This window comes from Algibacter sp., from assembly GCF_039977455.1.
GTDB lineage: Bacteria > Bacteroidota > Bacteroidia > Flavobacteriales > Flavobacteriaceae > Algibacter_B.
Genome location: NZ_JBDWDG010000014.1, coordinates 90,600 through 108,819 on the forward strand (window position 1 = coordinate 90,600; position 18,220 = coordinate 108,819).

An 18,220-nucleotide genomic window follows, 5' to 3' on the forward strand; every position below is an offset into this window, starting at 1 on the left:
AAAAAGTCCGACTTCGCAGTCGGACTTTTTATTTTTATACCAAACATAAATCCATTTAAATATGTAAAAAAGAACAACTAGAACTTATGATAAAATTATTACACAATTACATAGATACCTTTAAAGGCCTCTCCAAAGAAGTTTGGTGGCTGGCATTAATTACGCTTATAAACAGAGCTGGAACCATGGTAATTCCTTTTCTGTCATTGTATTTAACTGAAGATTTAGAGTTTTCGTTAACCAATGTTGGTACTATAATGATGTGTTTTGGATTAGGGTCGGTTGCTGGGTCTTGGCTAGGTGGTAAATTAACCGATACCATTGGCTATTATAAAGTAATGGTAAGAAGTTTAATTGGCACAGGAATTCTATTTATAGCTTTACAGTATTTAACCACTTTTTATGCCTTTTGTTTAGGTATATTTTTGGTTATGTTGGTGGCCGATATGTTTCGTCCGGCTATGTTTGTGGCGTTAAGCGCCTACAGCAAACCCGAAAATAAAACACGAAGTGTTACACTTATTCGATTAGCCATAAATTTAGGATTCTCGGCAGGACCTGCCGTTGGAGGAGTTATTATTACAACCTTGGGCTATAGCGGTTTATTTTGGGTAGATGGCATTACTTGTATTCTTGCTACCGCTGTACTATTTAAGGTTTTAAACCCTAAAAAAAGTACCGTTTTAGATAATGTAATAGTTTCTAATCCTGATTCGGCATATAAAGATAAAGCATTCACTATTTTTTTAGTAGCCATGTTTTTATTTGGTGTTATCTTTTTACAATATTTTTCTACTATGCCGATATATTACAGAGAAATACATATTTTATCGGAACTAGATATTGGCTTATTATTAGGCGCTAACGGTTTTCTAATTTTCGTATTAGAAATGCCACTTATAAAATGGTTAGAAAACAGTAAATTTTCTAAAACAGACCTCATGATATTTGGTGCGTTATTAACGGCATCGAGTTTTATTGTTTTAAATAGCACAACATGGTCTGGCATATTAATTATTGGAATGTTTTTAATGACTATTGGAGAAATGATTGCCTTTCCGTTTTCTAATGCATTTGCCCTAGAACGTGCAAAAAAAGGAAATCAAGGTGAGTATATGGCATTATACTCCATAGCATTTTCTATGGCCCATATTTTTGGACATAAAGCCGGTATGCAAATGGTTAATGATTGGGGATTTGACAACACTTGGTATTCCCTTACAGCTATAGGCGCTTTTTGTGTTATCCTTCTGCTGTTTTTAAAAAGTCATTTAAATTTAAAAGTAAAATTATTAAAATGAAAGATGTTATAATTATTGGTGGTGGCCCAATTGGAATAGCTTGTGCCTTAGAATGCAAAAAAAGAAATTGGAAGTATATAATTATTGAAAAAGGTGCACTTACCAATTCGCTTTTTAATTACCCAAAAAACATGACTTTTTTCTCTACTTCTGAGAAATTAGAGATTGACGATATTCCATTTATAAGCAATAACCCTAAGCCTAATCGAGATGAAGCTTTGGAGTATTACAGGCGAGTAGCTACAACAAACCAAGTAAATATTAACCTATTTGAAACCGTAGAAACCCTAACAAATACAGGAAACCATTTTAAAGTTTCAACTAACAAGTCGACTTACAAAACCAAGAACATTATTTTGGCTACGGGCTTTTACGACATACCAAACCTTTTAAATGTTCCTGGTGAAGACTTACCAAAAGTAACGCATTATTACAAGGAGGCTCATCTTTACGCTATGCAACATAGTGTTGTTGTTGGTGCCAGTAACTCATCGGTAGATGCAGCATTAGAAATTTATAGAAAAGGTGGCCATGTTACCATGATAATTCGTGGCGATGCAATTGGGCAACGGGTAAAATATTGGGTAAGACCAGATATTATTAACCGAATTGAGGAAGGCAGTATTAAAGCATATTTTAATTCTGAAATCACCGAAATTAAAGCACATGAATTAACGTTTAAATCTCCAGAAGGCTTAAAAACTATTCCTAATGATTATGTAGTTGCGCTTACTGGCTACAAACCAAATTTCGATCTCTTGAATCAGTTAGGAATTTCACTTAGAAAGGATAACAAAAAACGCCCGGAATATAACCCAGAAACCATGGAAAGCAATATTAAAGGTGTTTATTTAGCAGGTGTAATTTGTGGTGGTATGGAAACCCATAAATGGTTTATTGAAAATAGCCGAATTCATGCGAAACAAATAGCTATCCAAATTGAAAAAACAAACCATTTACAACCATAAAATGAAGAAGTCGTTTTTTTTTATTTGTAATTTACTTAACCGCTATTACTTCCTTTTGCTTTACCACTCTAGACAATACAATTTGGGTTTTAGATTCGCCATAGGTAATAAGTTGGTCTATAAAAGACTCTAAATGTTTTTGATTTTTTAAAACAACTTCCATTACAATATTTTCGTCGCCCGTTATGCGATAGCAATTAATAACCTCATCATAGGTTTTAACCTTTTCTAAAAAAGGCTTTAATTTTCCCATAAAGGCACGTAATGTAATGATGGCTTTAAATTGATATCCCATTTCGTAAGGCGAAATAATAGCTTTATAATCTTCAATAATTCCAAGATCTTCCATTTTTTTTATACGTTCGGAAACCGCCGGAGAACTTATACCAACTTGCCTGCCAATTTCGGCATTCGAGAGTCTTGCATTTAGCTGTAAGCACTTTAAAATCTTACTGTTAATCGAATCTACTTTCATTTAAAGGAAAATTAACATAAATAAGTTAAAAATTAAAGTAAATATACAGTTTTACTTTAAATTATAAAGTTAAATGTCATTTCTTGTGAGTAATTTTGATACAATTGCTATTAGAAAAAGATTATGTTACACAATACCCCACCAAATCTATCGGAATTACCGATTTATAAAAAAGCACTTGAGATTTTCACCTTATCTCAAAACATATCTACATACCTTAATCACGACCTATCTAATTTAAAGCCAGATGGTTCAGAAGATCATGATATTTATTTCTCTGGAGATATTGTGCAGCAATCTGTTTCATTAGTTCCTGAAATCATGAATGCTGAACGAGAACGCTATTCAGATAGAAAACATAGACACATTGCTTCTCTTAAACGCCTAACCAATAAACTTTATAAAAACTCTTATAGATTAGAGCGCTCTAATAGCAACGGAAAAGACTTTTTACCTATTTTACGTAGCGAATTGAAAAAGTTTAAAAAGCTACAGAGTACTTGGATGCTAACTTTATAATTGTATTCTAGATGAATTAATGACACATTTTGCAGTCTGCCTTGTCTTTAATTTCTCCTACTAAAAAACCATCATCGTTAATTACAAAATCGCAACAATCGACAAAGCCTTGTGCAATTAATTTTCTGCCACGTTGTATTTGAGATTTCACAGTAGGTAAGGGTAATGCCAATTGATCTGCAATGAGTTGTTGTTTAAGTCCTTTTATATCGCATAAAAACAAAGGGTCCCTATACTTTTTAGGCAAACTTTTAATAATACCACGCAAGCAATCTATTTCAGAATGTTCTAGTTTTTGTTCTTCAAAAATAAAATCTTCATCGGTGGTTTCGTAAACTAACTTCTTACTTTTAAAATAATCTAAAACCGTATGTCTTGCTATAGAAAACAACCAAGACTTCATCTTATTTTCGTCCCTTAAAGTGTTTAGTTTAGTATGTACTTTTATAAATGTTTCCTGCACCAAATCATCGGCAATAGTATCATCTTTTACTTTACTTAAAATAAAATACTTAATATGGTTTGCATGTAATTTCCAAATTTCCTGAGTGTTCATAATAACTACTTGTTAAAAACAACGCTAATCTTAGTATAAATTTACTAAAATTAGCGTTGGTATTACTTCATTTAAGTCTAACTTAACAATTACAATTATTACAAGTACAATTTTCGCAAGTACAATTTTTACAATCTCCAGTTTTACACCCCTCGCAGTTGCATTTACATTCTATATTTTTCATGATAATTGTGTTTAATATTCATATAATAGACGTAAACGCTTTGAAAAAGATGCAAAAACTGAACGTTATTTTAAAAAAAGCACAGAATTCTGCTTACATGTTTCTGCGGTACTGTCCTCCTACTTGAAATAAAGCCGAAGTAATCTCGCCTAAACTACATACTTTACAAACATCCATAAGGGATTCAAAAATATTTTCGTTGTTAATTGCTTTCTTTTGCAGCTCCTTCAACAATTCTTTTGAATTGTGGGCCTCATGAAGATTATTTAGTGTTTTAATTTGAAACTCCTTTTCCTCTTCTGTTGCTCTTATAACTTCTGCAGGTAAAACTGTTGGAGATCCTTTACTACTTAAAAATGTATTTACACCTATAATTGGAAACTTGCCATTATGTTTCAATGTTTCATAATACAAACTTTCTTCTTGAATTTTAGAACGCTGATACATGGTTTCCATAGCGCCTAAAACCCCACCGCGTTCGGTAATTCTATCAAACTCCAATAAAACGGCTTCCTCAACTAAATCGGTTAATTCTTCAATAATAAACGATCCTTGAATAGGATTTTCATTTTTAGCCAACCCTAATTCTTTATTAATTATAAGTTGAATGGCCATTGCACGACGTACAGACTCCTCGGTTGGTGTGGTTATTGCTTCATCGTAAGCATTGGTGTGTAATGAATTACAGTTGTCATAAATTGCGTATAACGCTTGAAGGGTGGTACGAATATCATTAAAATCTATTTCTTGAGCATGCAAACTTCTACCCGAGGTTTGAATGTGGTATTTAAGCATTTGAGCTCTGGCATTAGCTCCGTATTTATGCTTCATGGCTTTGGCCCAAATTTTTCTAGCTACACGACCTATAACGGCATATTCAGGATCGATACCGTTTGAGAAAAAGAACGACAGGTTAGGACCAAACTTATTAATGTCCATACCTCTGCTTAAATAATATTCGACGTAAGTGAAACCATTTGATAAGGTTAATGCCAACTGTGTAATAGGGTTTGCGCCTGCCTCTGCGATGTGATAGCCTGAAATAGAAACACTATAAAAATTACGCACATTATTTTCAATAAAGTATTCTTGCACGTCGCCCATTAATCGCAAGGCAAATTCTGTTGAAAAAATACATGTGTTTTGTGCCTGATCTTCTTTTAAAATATCGGCTTGAACGGTTCCTCTAACTTGAGCTATAGTGGTCTTCTTTATTTCAGAATATATAGTTTCTGGCAACACTTGATTTCCGGTAACTCCCAAAAGCATTAAACCTAAACCATTATTACCTTCTGGTAAATTACCATGATACTTAGGGCGTTCTTTACCTTTGTAAATCGTGGCTATTTTAGCTTCAACTTCTTTTTCTAAGCCGTTTTCCTTAATATACTTTTCGCATTGTTGGTCTATGGCTGCATTCATAAAAAACCCAAGTAACATTGGTGCAGGCCCGTTAATAGTCATACTTACCGATGTCATAACATGTGCCAGATCAAAACCAGAATAGAGTTTTTTAGCATCATCTAAACAGCAGATAGAGACGCCGGCATTTCCTATTTTCCCATAAATATCTGGACGATAATCGGGATCGTTACCATAAAGCGTTACACTATCAAAAGCAGTGGATAACCGTTTAGCCGGCAAACCTGCACTTACATAATGAAAACGTTTATTGGTACGCTCTGGTCCGCCCTCGCCGGCAAACATTCTAGCCGGATCTTCTCCGGTTCTTTTAAAAGGATATAAACCTGAGGTAAAAGGAAATTCTCCTGGAACATTTTCTTGTAAGCACCATCTTAAAATATCGCCCCATGCTTGATATTTAGGTAACGCTACTTTAGGTATTTGGGTATGCGATAAGGATTCGGTATGGGTTTCAATTTTTATTTCTTTATCCCTAACCTTAAACGTATAAATAGGATTTTTATACTTGTTTACTTTAATGTTCCAACCTGTTATTATTTCCCAATTATAAGGGTCTAAGTCAAGCTTAACGCGATCAAATTCTGCTATAAGAAGTTTTACAAAAATCTTATTATCATCCTTAACTCGTTTCAGGATCTCATCACTATGCAATCCATGTTTATCAAGGAGCTCTTGTTTGGTTTCATTAAAACCAATATTAAGGACCGATTCTAAGGTTTTATAAATACCATATAATTTCTGAGCCACTTCAACTTGCGTATCTGCCTTTTTATTATAAGCCCTGTTACTTTCTGAAATCTCAGATAAATAACGTGTTCTTGATGGCGGAATAACAAAAATCTTTTCACTCATTTCGCTTGAAATGGTAAATGTAGATTTTAAACCTGCTTCTGTTTTTTCTACTAATTTATCCATTACCGCTTTGTAAAGCGTATTCATTCCGGGGTCGTTAAATTGAGAAGCTATGGTTCCAAAAACAGGCAAATCATCTTGGTTCACATCCCAAAGGTTATTGTTACGCATGTATTGTTTCTTTACATCTCGTAAGGCATCAAGCGCCCCTCTTTTATCAAATTTATTTATGGCTACCAAATCGGCAAAATCGAGCATGTCAATTTTTTCTAATTGTGTAGCAGCACCAAATTCTGGCGTCATTACATATAAAGACACATTAGAATGTTCAATAATTTCGGTATCCGATTGTCCTATACCTGAGGTTTCTAAAATAATTAAATCGTATTCGGCAGCTTTTAAAACTTCAACAGCTTCATTAACATGTTTAGATAACGCTAAATTAGACTGCCGTGTTGCCAAACTTCGCATGTATACTCTTGCATTGTTTATGGAATTCATTCTAATTCTATCACCTAATAGAGCGCCTCCAGTTTTTCTTTTAGACGGGTCCACAGAAATGATTCCAACCGATTTATTAGGAAAATCTATTAAAAAGCGTCTAACTAACTCATCGACCAAACTAGATTTCCCAGCGCCACCTGTACCTGTTATTCCTAAAACAGGTGTTTTTGACGTTTTATTTTTTGAATGAATATTATCTAAAGTATCCCTTGCTATTTCCGGAAAGTTTTCGGCTGAAGAAATTATACGTGCTATTTCCTTTGAATTTCTGTTTTTCAAGTTTTTAACATCAACATCCAATTCGTCTCCAATAGCAAAATCAGACTGTTCAACCAAATCATTAATCATGCCTTGCAATCCCATTTCTCGACCATCGTCTGGCGAATAAATACGTGCAATACCATATTCCATTAAGGTTTTAATTTCTGAAGGAAGGATGACACCGCCACCGCCACCAAAAATCTTAATATGTGCTGCTCCTTTTTCTTTTAAAAGGTCGTACATATATTTAAAATACTCATTATGCCCACCTTGATATGAGGTTAAACAAATGGCGTTTACATCCTCTTGAATAGCCGTGTTTACAACCTCTTCAACACTTCTATCGTGACCCAAATGAATCACCTCAACTCCGGTAGACTGAATAATACGACGCATAATATTAATAGAGGCATCGTGGCCATCAAAAAGTGATGCGGCAGTAACAATTCTAACTTTATATTTTGGTTTATATTTAGCTTGTTGGTTCATTCGTAAAGATTATGGAATATTAGTCTTGCAATTTACGAAATATTCAAAAAACCCAATGGTTTACAATAAATAATATAAAATTTAAATCTCTACACTTGCTTGTATCTTTTTTAAACTAAATTTAGTGCCAATTAAAACTAATTATGAATAAGATTACCATATTAATACATTGTAAAGACAGACCTAACATTATTGCTTCGGTTACCAATTTTATAGCTAAAGAAGGCGGTAATATTGTTTATATTGATCAGCATGTTGATAGAGAGCAAAATATATTTTTTATGCGTTTGGAAAGTGAGTTTGCTTCAGAATCTTTTTCTACTAATGATTTTAAAGCCATTTTTAAAAGTGAGTTGGCCGACACGTTTGAGATGAAATGGAGAATTTATTCATCTGAAAAGAAACCCAAAATGGCTTTGTTCATTTCTAAATACGACCATTGTTTATACGATTTATTGGGGCGTTACAATTCTGGAGAACTTAATTTAGATATACCTTTTATAATTAGTAACCATTTAGATTTAAAAACGATTGCAGATAATTTTAAAATTCCATTTTATCATATCCCAGTCACTAAAGATACTAAAGCGGAAGCCGAAGACCAGCAATTAAAACTATTAGAAGCTCATAAAATAGATTTTATTGTTTTAGCTCGATACATGCAAATTGTTTCTGGGAAACTTATAAATAAGTATCCTAACAAAATTATTAATATTCATCATTCCTTCTTACCTGCTTTTGTAGGTGCTAAGCCTTACCATTCTGCATATAAAAGAGGGGTAAAAATTATTGGAGCTACCAGCCATTATGTAACCGAAGAATTGGATGCAGGTCCTATTATAGAACAAGATGTTACTAGGGTTACACATGCACATGCTATTTCCGATTTAATTGCTAAAGGTAGAGATTTAGAAAAAATCGTTTTAGCAAACGCTGTTAAGCTCCATGCAGATAGGAAAGTCTTGGTTTTCAATAACAAGACAGTTATTTTTTCTTAAAAATTTGTTAAATAAAAATTGTAATTAACGGTTAACCAGCAATTTATTCGCTAAATTAGTGACTAATTAACATTCTCTGTGTCATATAGATGTGGATTAATTAACCCATTAACTAAATTCTTATTTTTATGAAAACAAATTTATTTTTATGCCTAACTTTTTTATTAGGCTTAGGTTTTGCTCAAGCTCAAAACTTACCCTCAAGCCCAGAACCTGGGAAATGTTATGTAAAGTGTATTACTAAGGACGAATTTAAAGATGTTCAAGAAACTATCGAAGTTCACCCCTCTTACACAACTTTAGAAATTGTACCTGCTACATACAAAACTGTAGAAGATCGTGTACTTATTAAGGAAGCATCAAAAAAATTAGTATACATCCCTGCGGTATATGAAACAGTTGAAGTGCCTTACACCAAAAAAGAAGGAAGAAGTGACTTAAACATCATTCCTGCTACATTTGGAACTAACTCAAGAACTTTTGAAACTTACCCTGCAACTTCAGGATGGGAATATAAAGAAACTGCTTGTGACTCTCCAAACAAGGAAGATTGTATGGTAGCTTGTTTTGTTGGTTACCCTGCTCAATACAGAGATGTATCATTCACTACCTTAGCTAAAGATGCTACAGTAAGTAACACTCCTGTAAGCGAAGTACCTGGAACATACACCAAGCAAGTTGTTAAAACTCCAGCTCGTATGGATCAAATTGACATTCCTGCGCAATATAGAACTATCAAACGTCAAGTATTAGCAACGTCTGCTACTACAAGGTCCAACACAGTTCCTGCTAAAAATCAAACTGTTACAAGAACTGTTTTAGCTAAAAAAGGTGGAATTACTACTTGGGAAGAAGTGGATTGTGGTTTATTTGAGGCTAACGCTTTACCAATATTTTACGAAACTGGTAGCGCACGTATCACTGCAGCTTCTAAGAAAATCATTGACGAAAACCTATTAGCATTATTAAAAAGCAAGCCTGTAAATGTTGAAATTATGTCTCATACAGATTCTAGAGGAAACGATGATTTCAACATGTCTTTATCACAACAACGTGCTAATTCTGTTGTAAACTACTTAGTATCTAAAGGTATCTCAAGAAGTCGTTTAACCGCAAGAGGTTTTGGTGAAACTAGATTAGTAAACCGTTGTTCTAACGGCGTTGACTGTTCGGCGGATCAACACCAAAGAAACAGAAGAACCGAATTTAGAGTTATCAATAACTAATTCAATTTATTCTTAATAGAGTATCAAATAAATATATTTAAAAATAATATAAAGCCTGTGAATTAATTTTCACAGGCTTTTTTTTATGAACCTAGTCTACTTATTACTAATTCCTGTTTTCTTATGTAAACTGGAAATCCATTTAGTAATAGAAATGAATTATTTGAATGGAAATATGATTATTTCTATTTGAGTTGTGAAGAAAAAGCTTTGCACCACATTGATAACATGGTAATTCATTAACTAAACAAAAGATAAATATTAAAAGAAACCTCTTTTAGTTATAACATACTTAGGGTACTTCATGTTTTTCTTGGCTACATCAATACCATAACTATCCCACATTCCAGAAACCATTAAATCGAAATATTTGTAGTGTATATCCCAATCATGCAAACGGTTTACATCAATATTATCATGTCGCAAAACTATTGGCTTATCTAATAAATTAATAAGTTTAAATTTTACTTCTTCCAAGCTAACACCATCAGCCTTAATTTCAGAATCTCCTATTAAAAAGTTAGGTGTATCAGGCCCCCAATTAATTTCATTATCGCCCCAAAATCGAGGTTCCTTTATATCGAATACAATAACCTCGCCTACTAATTCTGCATCACTTTTCTTTAATTTCAACTTCTTTAAAAGCATTTTAGTTTGCTCAAAATAAGCACGAGAATCAAGTTTAAATCGTATTTCATAAGATTTATTTAATTCATCAGGAATTTGAATTTGATTTCTATGGCAATTTAAAGTATAAGCCAGTATGGCTTTTAAGTCACCTTTAAGCTCTAAATAAGACTTATGTTTACTTGCTCTTAAATCGTTATTAGCTTCTACAAAATTTAAATTAGTAATGATTAATTCGTCCTCCTGAATTTCCTCTTCTACTACTACAAATTTTTCATATTTATGTAGCTTAATCATTTCAGAAACCGCTATTGTATTTTTGTTTTTATTTAAAAAACCGCCTATTTGATAACCTTTTAAATCTGCAGGATGTCCTTTCCAAAGCTCTTCACCATAGGCGTTGTAAAGAATCCCGTAAGGTAAACTACGAACATTATTTTTTTTAAACGTTTCCCCTTCATAATCAATAGCTATAGCTAAATTCATTTTATGTTTTTCCATAAAACGATCTACAACATCTGGACTTTCCTTAGTTAAGGATACCACATAAAAATTGTTTGGGTATTGCTCTTGCAGGGATTCTAAATACCTAGACACATGAATGCATGGTCCGCACCAAGTGGCCCAAAAATCGACAAAATATAAAGAATTGGTATCTTGCTTAGCCAATGAAGAAGGCTGAATTTGTTCAGAAATATTTATTTGTCCCAAACCAATTTTGGTACATAATAAAAATAAAAAACTGAACGTAATTTTATAAAATTTCATTTTTAAAGGCTACATATTGCTATTACAATATAAACAATGCAAATATTATGCTAAAATAGTATTTTATAAATATACTTTAAAAACTTAAATATATATTTGTCTAAACATAAAACCCATAGTATGATACGTAAATTTTTAGCTGTTTTTTTAGTATTTAATTTAACAGCTTGTGCAGAATTACAACAAGTTGTTAGCCAATTACCACAAAGTGGAACTATAGGCAATACAGAAATAGCGTCTGGATTAAGACAAGCGTTAGATTTAGGAATTGATAAACAAGTTACCAAGCTTACCCAAACTGATGGCTTTTTTAAAAACGACCTAGTTAAAATCTTATTGCCAGAAGAGTTAACCAAAGTAGACAAAGCATTACGTGATATTGGATTAAGTAATTTAGCCGATGAAGGTTTAAAAGTGCTAAATAGGGCTGCTGAAGATGCTGTAAAAGAATCTACACCTATTTTTATTGATGCCGTAAAAAGCATAACTTTTGATGATGCCAAAAATATTTTATTAGGAGATAACGATGCAGCAACACAATTTTTAACATCGAAAACTCAAGATGCCCTTTATGCTAAATTTAATCCTGTTATAAAAAACTCGTTTAGTAAGGTTGGTGCCGACGAGATTTGGACTAATTTAATTAATAAATACAATAGTATCCCGTTTACGAATAACGTAAACCCGGATTTAACGGATTATGTAACAGGAGAAGCTTTAAAAGGTGTTTTTACTATGATTGCTGTTGAAGAAAAAGATATTAGAACAAAAGTATCCTCAAGAACTACAGACTTATTACAAAAAGTATTTGCTTTACAAGATTAAATGTTATAATAAGAATATAAAAAAACCGAATCCGCCCGATTCGGTTTTTTTTGTTTTTGTATTAATGATTTTTTAACGTATAGTTAACGTCTAAAACCTTCATTTACACGTACTTTATACAAAAGAACGTTTATGAACAAACAATTTTGTAGAGTTGGTAAAATTAAACCAAACCTAAGTAAAGCCATTAGCTTAAAAGAAATAGAAAGAAGAATAGCAAATTTTGTAGATGACACAACTAAAGTGCATTATTCTGAAGATTTAAACGGAGCGATTTAAAATAAGTAAACGCTTTTGTAAGTCTAGAACCGTACCAAGAAAACATTTCGCCATCAACTAAAATAATTTTGGCGTTTGGATAGTTTTCTTGCAGCGCCTTTTGGTGCGTTTCTTTAAACGGAAACGGTTCCGATGAAAGTAATACAAGTTCTATGTTTTCATTTGTTGCAAAATCTAAAATATCGATTTCTGGATATCGCATTTTTGATGCGAAAACATTTTCAAATTGATTAAGCTGAAGTAAATAATCTATAAACGTATTACTTGCTGCGACCATCCACGGATTTTTCCAAATAAAATAAACCACTTTTAAAACAGGCTTATTTTGAATAAACACCTTAAAATCTACCATTTCACTTTTAATTTTATTGGAAATTTTAAGCGCCTCTTGCTCTTTATTAAAGATAGAACCGTATTGTTGAATTAGTGCTACGCTATCATCAATATTAAAAATATCGGACACATGAACGGCACAAATTAATTGGCATGCTTCAACAATTTCTTTTGTATTCTCCTCCTTATTACAAAGAATAATATCTGGTTGAAGTGCTATTATTTTTTCTAATTGAATTTGCTTGGTCCCACCAACAACAGTCACATTTATTTTAACATGTTGTGGATGCACACAAAATTTAGTTACACCAACTAAATAAGATTCTAATCCCAAATCGCACAGTAATTCTGTTTGACTTGGCACTAACGAAATAATACGTTTTGGTATGTCTTTTAGGTGAATTGTTCTATTAAGTTGATCTTTAAAAGCCTCCATATAGAGATTTTTTAACTCAAAATAGCTTCCATTTCTTTTTGTAAAGCTTCTGCCTTATAAGCGGCTGCTTTTGCAAAATCGGTTTCATTTGAAGCATAAATAATACCTCTTGATGAGTTTATTAACAACCCTACATTATTATTCATTCCATATTTACAAACGTCCTGCAAATTTCCGCCTTGAGCACCAACACCAGGCACTAATAGGAAACTATCTGGAATAATGGTTCTTATATCGGCTAGATATTCTGCTTTTGTAGCACCAACAACATACATCAAGTTTTGAGCATTTTTCCAAGATTTTGAAGTTTCTAAAACGTGCTTATACACTTCTTTACCTTCAATTTCTTTAGTTTGAAAATCGAACGCACCTTTATTTGATGTTAAGGCCAGCATAATGGTGTGTTTATCCTGAAAGGCTAAAAACGGTTCAACAGAGTCTTTTCCCATATAAGGAGCAACAGTAACCGAATCGAAAGCTAAATCCTCAAAAAAAGCTTTAGCATACATGGTACTGGTATTACCAATATCGCCACGTTTGGCATCAGCAATTGTGAAAATTTCCGGATGATTTTCGTTGATATAATTAATCGTTTTCTCCAAAGCTTGCCACCCTTTTAAACCATAGGCTTCGTAAAAAGCGGTATTGGGTTTATAAGCCACACATAAATGATGTGTAGCATCGATAATCGCTTTATTAAATGCAAAAATAGGATCGTCTTCCTTTAAAAGATGTTTTGGTATTTTATTTAAATCTACATCTAATCCAATACATAAAAAGGATTTCTTTTTTTTGATTTGCTCGACTAGTTGGTTTGTTGTCAATTTTAAAAGTATTTGTCATTCCTGCGCAAGCAAGAATCTAATTTTTACAAAGATTTACATGAAATGGATTCCTGCCTTTATTGGAATTTCGAGTTAAATTACATCGGTATTAGCCTTTAACTTCTCGGTGTTTTCAGCTAACTGTAATTCATCTATTATTTTTTGAATATCGCCATTTACAATATTAGACAAATCGTAAAGTGTTAATCCAATTCTATGATCTGTAACACGTCCTTGTGGGTAGTTATAAGTTCTAATTTTAGCACTTCTATCACCACTTGTAACCATGGTACCACGAAGTGCAGCATCTTCTTCCATTTTTTTTGCTAATTCTAAATCGTATAAACGAGAACGCAATACTTTAAAAGCTTTTTCTTTATTTTTATGCTGCGATTTTTGATCTTGACATTGTGCTACTAACCCGGTTGGAACGTGTGTTAAACGCACTGCTGAATAGGTCGTATTTACCGACTGACCACCAGGACCAGACGAACAGAAAAAATCGATTCTTACATCTTTTGGATTTATTTCCACATCAAATTCTTCAGCTTCAGGAAACACCATAACGGTTGCAGCACTAGTATGTACACGACCTTGAGTTTCTGTTTGCGGTACACGTTGCACTCGGTGTACACCAGCTTCAAACTTTAAAGTTCCATAAACATCTTCGCCAGAAACTTCAAACTGAATCTCTTTAAATCCGCCATTAGTACCTTCACTAAAATCGACAGTATCTACACGCCATCCTCTTCCTTCACAGTATTTTGTATACATTCTAAACAAATCACCAGCAAAAATACTAGCTTCATCGCCACCTGTTCCCGCACGAAGTTCAACTACTGCATTTTTAGAATCTTCTGGATCTTTAGGTATTAGAAGTAATTTTATTTCTTCTTCTAACGCAGGAATACCTTCTTTAGCTTCATCATATTGCATTTTGGCCATATCTACCATTTCGGCATCACTTCCATCCGCAATAATTTCTTCTGCCTCAGCTAAATTATTGGTAAGCTCTATATATTCCTCACGCTTATCCATAAGGATACGTAAGTCTTTGTACTCTCTATTTAGCGCTACATAACGTTTTTGATCTGTAATAATATCTGGTTGGATAATTAAATCGCTAACCTCATCAAAACGCTGTTTTACTATCTGTAATTTCTCTAACATCTGCCTATTTTAATTGGATATCAAAAATACGATAATTTATGAATTTATCATGATTAAAATTTTCTTTACCACTTTGAAAAATATAATCCTTAATACAAACCATATTTACTATATGTTACAGCAGTTTAGAGCCATATTAATATGTTTCAAACCGCTTGCTATGTGGCCTTTTTTTTGCCATCATTACCTTTAGCATAGTGGGACTACAAATACTACCTATTCTTTTAACTAAGCTCTTTTTAATGTTTATACAGTATTGGATTATTAATGATATAAATATGAGGAATAGAATAGGATCCTATAAAATACTTGGTGTTTCTAATTTTAAATTAGTACCCATCTTTATAAAATAGATTGTATTTTAACTTGTAGTTTTTTTTACCGCAATTAAATATTATAGTTTACACTCTGTTTATAAAGTCTTATAAGGCAAGACACTATAAACACAAACCTATGTATTCTTATTTAAATTCTTGAAGTATATATAACGGTATTCGCTCTAAAAATCTACTGCAAAACCAACACCTAAAAATTGTTTCCATTGCACTTTTGCACCCGCTTCGTCAAACTCACCTTCCACTTGTGTAGGGACTTGAGTTTTAACGTCGTCATCATATCTTATATGCGAACCTAAAGAAGCTCTAACAAAAGAATTTACTTTAAAATCAAAATCTATTCGCCAATCGACGTCTACGTTACCAAAGTTATTAACGTAATCGGAATATAAACTCACTTGGTTTTTTACATTAATATTTTCAATAATTTCCATTTCGTAGCTATTGGTAACCAAAACACCAACCTCTTTTCGCACCTTATCTCCAGGAACAATTACATTACCTGCGGAGTCATAAACAGCTGGTGAAACACCAAAAGAACCGGCATTTGCCAAATCTTCATCTAAAACAAAAGTGGCTTTTAAAGTTAATGGAGAAAAGTAAAAGGATAATCTATCTATATTTTTACCATACTCCATACCACCACCAAAAAACAAATATCCTGGTGCAAGCAATCTAGAAATTGGATCTTGTTTGTTAGGGTAGTTAAAACCATTTGTAAGTTGGGTTCTAAAATTAAGACGCGCAGAGTAAAACCAGTTAGAAATCCCATCATCTGGATTGTAGCCTAAATTAGAATTAATCTCAAATAAATCGTCGGTTTTTCTAGTTTCCCTATCCTCTTGCTTATTTATACCATAACGAATATTAACGTTATTTTTCCAATTGAAGAATTTATCAGAATAATTTAAAGAAGACACCAAACCTAATAAACCTGAGATAGATGTACTACCACCAGAATTCCAATTAGTAAATGAGACTTGATTAATATCGACCGAGGCTTTATTTTCTTGTTTCCATTGCGGACCAACATATTTAACCTTTTTTACTTTTATAAAAAGAGAATCTGGTTGTGCAAATGAAAACTGAAAACAGAGGGTAATTAAAATTATTGATAAATACTTCATTGTTGCTTGGTTAGCTTTAAATTTCTTTTATTATCAAAAACTATTCCGTTTTTCACTAAAAACAGATAATTTTAATAGTTAAACTCCCCAAACTCCGATTTTATTGTAAGCTTTTTATTTTTTGAAGCTTCAACTCTACCAATTAATTGCGCATTTACATTAAATGATTTAGAAATTTCTATAATCCTATCTGCTACTTCGGGCGAAACATATAACTCCATGCGGTGTCCACAATTAAACACCTGGTACATTTCTTTCCAATCGGTTTTAGATTGCTCTTGTATTAATTTGAAAAGCGGCGAAATTGGAAACATATTATCCTTTACAATATGAAACTCATCAACAAAATGAAGAATTTTTGTTTGTGCACCTCCCGAACAATGAACCATACCATGAACGGTATCGCTATTAAATTCAGATAATATTTTCTTTATAATAGGTGCATAGGTTCTTGTTGGCGACAATACTAATTTACCAGCATCAATAGGCGCATTTTCAACTTTATCGGTTAGCTTAACACCACCGGAATACACCAATTCTTCGGGTACCGAAGCATCAAAACTTTCTGGATATTTTTCTGCTAAATATTTACTAAATACATCGTGGCGCGCAGAAGTTAATCCGTTACTTCCCATACCTCCATTATATTCTTTTTCGTAAGATGCTTGTCCAAAACTCTCTAAACCAACAATAACATCGCCAGCTTTAATATTGGCATTATCAATAACCTCTGAACGTTTCATTCTGGCCGTAACTGTAGAATCTACAATAATGGTTCTAACCAAATCGCCAACATCGGCAGTTTCTCCACCCGTAGAATGAATGGTTACACCAAAAGATTTTAAATCCTCAAGCAACTCTTCTGTACCATTAATAATAGCAGAAAGTACTTCGCCAGGAATTAAATTTTTATTTCTCCCTATGGTTGAAGATAGCATAATGTTATCTGTTGCTCCCACACAAAGTAAATCGTCAATATTCATAATTAACGCATCTTGAGCAATACCTTTCCAAACCGACACATCGCCCGTTTCTTTCCAATACATATAGGCTAAAGACGATTTTGTACCAGCACCATCGGCATGCATGATTAAGCAATAATCATCATCGTTGGTTAAATAATCTGGAACTATTTTACAGAATGCCTTCGGAAATAATCCTTTATCAATGTTTTTAATAGCATTGTGAACATCTTCTTTTGATGCCGAAACACCTCGTTGTGCGTATCGTTTTGAAACTTCTTGACTCATAATGTTGTATTGTGATGCAAAAGTAAAGTAATATTTTAAAAGTAACAGGCATTAATTGAAATATGAAACAGGTTTTATTAACGGGTTTTAAACCACTTTAATTTCTTAAGAAAAATCAATTCTATTTACCGGCTGTGAAACACAAAAGCTACTTTATAATGTTTTACGTAATATGAAAAAACTTATGGTAATACCATTTTTATTTTTTCAATTGGACATTTTAAAGCCGAAAAATTTATTGACCGCCTAGAATCCTGACAAAATAAAGTACAATGGAATTCAATATTCATAGAATACTATTCCATTACATTAGAACCTTATTTTGAAAAGTCCCCTAAAAAAAGGCCTCAATGGTATATAACTGCATTATATCGTGGTTACGTAGGTCATATTAAAACAATAGAAAATCAATTATTCGAAACACATATTACAATTCCACGTCATTATACGGATTTGTATGGAAAGTCAAAAACAAAATCAATTTCAAT

General features: G+C 32.8%; 16 protein-coding genes. 7 read left to right on the forward strand and 9 right to left on the reverse strand.

From position 1 onward, the window contains the following. Nucleotides 1–86: 86 nt before the first annotated feature. Both ABJM36_RS05460 and ABJM36_RS05465 read left to right on the forward strand, forming a co-directional pair. Nucleotides 87–1,301 (forward strand): MFS transporter, encoded by a 1,215-nt coding sequence (locus ABJM36_RS05460; RefSeq protein WP_348449989.1) that lies wholly within the window; start codon nt 87–89, stop codon nt 1,299–1,301. Further along, complete coding sequence (locus ABJM36_RS05465; RefSeq protein ID WP_348449991.1) at nt 1,298–2,269, forward strand: YpdA family putative bacillithiol disulfide reductase; 972 nt, start codon at nt 1,298–1,300, stop codon at nt 2,267–2,269. The genes ABJM36_RS05460 and ABJM36_RS05465 overlap by 4 nt, the downstream gene beginning before the upstream one ends. A gap of 31 nt (nt 2,270–2,300) precedes the next feature. Here the strand turns inward: ABJM36_RS05465 and ABJM36_RS05470 are convergent, their stop codons facing one another. Next, nucleotides 2,301–2,744, reverse strand: a complete 444-nt coding sequence (locus ABJM36_RS05470) for an Lrp/AsnC family transcriptional regulator (protein WP_348449993.1) — start codon at nt 2,742–2,744, stop codon at nt 2,301–2,303. 123 nt (nt 2,745–2,867) lie between these two features. On the opposite strand from ABJM36_RS05470, the gene ABJM36_RS05475 reads away from it, so the two are divergent. Next, on the forward strand, nt 2,868–3,263 hold the full coding sequence (locus ABJM36_RS05475) for a hypothetical protein (RefSeq protein ID WP_348449995.1): 396 nt from the start codon (nt 2,868–2,870) through the stop codon (nt 3,261–3,263). Nucleotides 3,264–3,279: 16 nt separating this feature from the next. Here ABJM36_RS05475 and ABJM36_RS05480 read toward each other — a convergent pair whose 3' ends face one another. Together ABJM36_RS05480 and ABJM36_RS05485 are read right to left on the reverse strand one after the other, a co-directional pair. Beyond that, the gene (locus ABJM36_RS05480) at nt 3,280–3,819 is read right to left on the reverse strand and encodes a sigma-70 family RNA polymerase sigma factor (protein WP_348449997.1); all 540 of its coding nucleotides are present in this window, start codon (nt 3,817–3,819) and stop codon (nt 3,280–3,282) included. Between the two features lie 277 nt (nt 3,820–4,096). Beyond that, complete coding sequence (locus tag ABJM36_RS05485; RefSeq protein ID WP_348449999.1) at nt 4,097–7,534, reverse strand: methylmalonyl-CoA mutase family protein; 3,438 nt, start codon at nt 7,532–7,534, stop codon at nt 4,097–4,099. A gap of 143 nt (nt 7,535–7,677) precedes the next feature. On the opposite strand from ABJM36_RS05485, the gene purU reads away from it, so the two are divergent. Both purU and ABJM36_RS05495 read left to right on the forward strand, forming a co-directional pair. Next, entirely contained in the window at nt 7,678–8,532 is an 855-nt protein-coding gene (purU, locus tag ABJM36_RS05490; protein ID WP_348450001.1) for a formyltetrahydrofolate deformylase, read from the forward strand. Nucleotides 8,533–8,660: 128 nt separating this feature from the next. After that, a complete protein-coding gene (locus ABJM36_RS05495) occupies nt 8,661–9,758 on the forward strand; it encodes an OmpA family protein (protein WP_348450003.1) in 1,098 nt (365 codons plus the stop codon). 261 nt (nt 9,759–10,019) lie between these two features. Here the strand turns inward: ABJM36_RS05495 and ABJM36_RS05500 are convergent, their stop codons facing one another. Continuing rightward, a complete protein-coding gene (locus ABJM36_RS05500) occupies nt 10,020–11,153 on the reverse strand; it encodes a TlpA family protein disulfide reductase (protein WP_348450005.1) in 1,134 nt (377 codons plus the stop codon). Nucleotides 11,154–11,273: 120 nt separating this feature from the next. Here ABJM36_RS05500 and ABJM36_RS05505 point away from each other — a divergent pair, with 120 nt between their 5' ends. Next, nucleotides 11,274–11,978: a DUF4197 domain-containing protein gene (locus ABJM36_RS05505; RefSeq protein WP_348450007.1), complete on the forward strand. Its 705-nt coding sequence runs from the start codon at nt 11,274–11,276 to the stop codon at nt 11,976–11,978. A 132-nt stretch (nt 11,979–12,110) separates the two neighbouring features. Next, a complete protein-coding gene (locus ABJM36_RS05510; protein ID WP_348450009.1) occupies nt 12,111–12,257 on the forward strand; it encodes a hypothetical protein in 147 nt (48 codons plus the stop codon). Here the strand turns inward: ABJM36_RS05510 and ABJM36_RS05515 are convergent. The 5 genes from ABJM36_RS05515 to ABJM36_RS05535 all read right to left on the reverse strand — a co-directional run bounded on the left by ABJM36_RS05515 (nt 12,217) and on the right by ABJM36_RS05535 (nt 17,732). Continuing rightward, on the reverse strand, nt 12,217–13,026 hold the full coding sequence (locus tag ABJM36_RS05515; RefSeq protein ID WP_348450011.1) for a helical backbone metal receptor: 810 nt from the start codon (nt 13,024–13,026) through the stop codon (nt 12,217–12,219). The two genes, ABJM36_RS05510 and ABJM36_RS05515, sit on opposite strands and share 41 nt — an antisense overlap. Nucleotides 13,027–13,037: 11 nt before the next feature. Further along, on the reverse strand, nt 13,038–13,850 hold the full coding sequence (pyrF, locus tag ABJM36_RS05520; protein WP_348450013.1) for an orotidine-5'-phosphate decarboxylase: 813 nt from the start codon (nt 13,848–13,850) through the stop codon (nt 13,038–13,040). A gap of 93 nt (nt 13,851–13,943) precedes the next feature. Continuing rightward, the gene (gene prfA, locus ABJM36_RS05525; RefSeq protein WP_348450015.1) at nt 13,944–15,020 is read right to left on the reverse strand and encodes a peptide chain release factor 1; all 1,077 of its coding nucleotides are present in this window, start codon (nt 15,018–15,020) and stop codon (nt 13,944–13,946) included. 499 nt (nt 15,021–15,519) lie between these two features. Further along, nucleotides 15,520–16,482, reverse strand: coding sequence for a DUF3078 domain-containing protein (locus ABJM36_RS05530; protein WP_348450017.1), 963 nt, complete (start codon nt 16,480–16,482; stop codon nt 15,520–15,522). Nucleotides 16,483–16,553: 71 nt separating this feature from the next. Further along, nucleotides 16,554–17,732, reverse strand: coding sequence for an AIR synthase related protein (locus ABJM36_RS05535; protein ID WP_348450019.1), 1,179 nt, complete (start codon nt 17,730–17,732; stop codon nt 16,554–16,556). Nucleotides 17,733–18,220: the final 488 nt, after the last annotated feature.

What these genes read in the sequence shown, in the direction of transcription:
- ABJM36_RS05460 (WP_348449989.1), top strand. Translation starts at nt 87, where the DNA reads ATGATAAAATTATTACACAATTACATAGATACCTTTAAAGGCCTCTCC.
- ABJM36_RS05465 (WP_348449991.1), top strand. Translation starts at nt 1,298, where the DNA reads ATGAAAGATGTTATAATTATTGGTGGTGGCCCAATTGGAATAGCTTGT.
- ABJM36_RS05470 (WP_348449993.1), bottom strand. Translation starts at nt 2,744, where the DNA reads ATGAAAGTAGATTCGATTAACAGTAAGATTTTAAAGTGCTTACAGCTA.
- ABJM36_RS05475 (WP_348449995.1), top strand. Translation starts at nt 2,868, where the DNA reads ATGTTACACAATACCCCACCAAATCTATCGGAATTACCGATTTATAAA.
- ABJM36_RS05480 (WP_348449997.1), bottom strand. Translation starts at nt 3,819, where the DNA reads ATGAACACTCAGGAAATTTGGAAATTACATGCAAACCATATTAAGTAT.
- ABJM36_RS05485 (WP_348449999.1), bottom strand. Translation starts at nt 7,534, where the DNA reads ATGAACCAACAAGCTAAATATAAACCAAAATATAAAGTTAGAATTGTT.
- purU (WP_348450001.1), top strand. Translation starts at nt 7,678, where the DNA reads ATGAATAAGATTACCATATTAATACATTGTAAAGACAGACCTAACATT.
- ABJM36_RS05495 (WP_348450003.1), top strand. Translation starts at nt 8,661, where the DNA reads ATGAAAACAAATTTATTTTTATGCCTAACTTTTTTATTAGGCTTAGGT.
- ABJM36_RS05500 (WP_348450005.1), bottom strand. Translation starts at nt 11,153, where the DNA reads ATGAAATTTTATAAAATTACGTTCAGTTTTTTATTTTTATTATGTACC.
- ABJM36_RS05505 (WP_348450007.1), top strand. Translation starts at nt 11,274, where the DNA reads ATGATACGTAAATTTTTAGCTGTTTTTTTAGTATTTAATTTAACAGCT.
- ABJM36_RS05510 (WP_348450009.1), top strand. Translation starts at nt 12,111, where the DNA reads ATGAACAAACAATTTTGTAGAGTTGGTAAAATTAAACCAAACCTAAGT.
- ABJM36_RS05515 (WP_348450011.1), bottom strand. Translation starts at nt 13,026, where the DNA reads ATGGAGGCTTTTAAAGATCAACTTAATAGAACAATTCACCTAAAAGAC.
- prfA (WP_348450015.1), bottom strand. Translation starts at nt 15,020, where the DNA reads ATGTTAGAGAAATTACAGATAGTAAAACAGCGTTTTGATGAGGTTAGC.
- ABJM36_RS05530 (WP_348450017.1), bottom strand. Translation starts at nt 16,482, where the DNA reads ATGAAGTATTTATCAATAATTTTAATTACCCTCTGTTTTCAGTTTTCA.
- ABJM36_RS05535 (WP_348450019.1), bottom strand. Translation starts at nt 17,732, where the DNA reads ATGAGTCAAGAAGTTTCAAAACGATACGCACAACGAGGTGTTTCGGCA.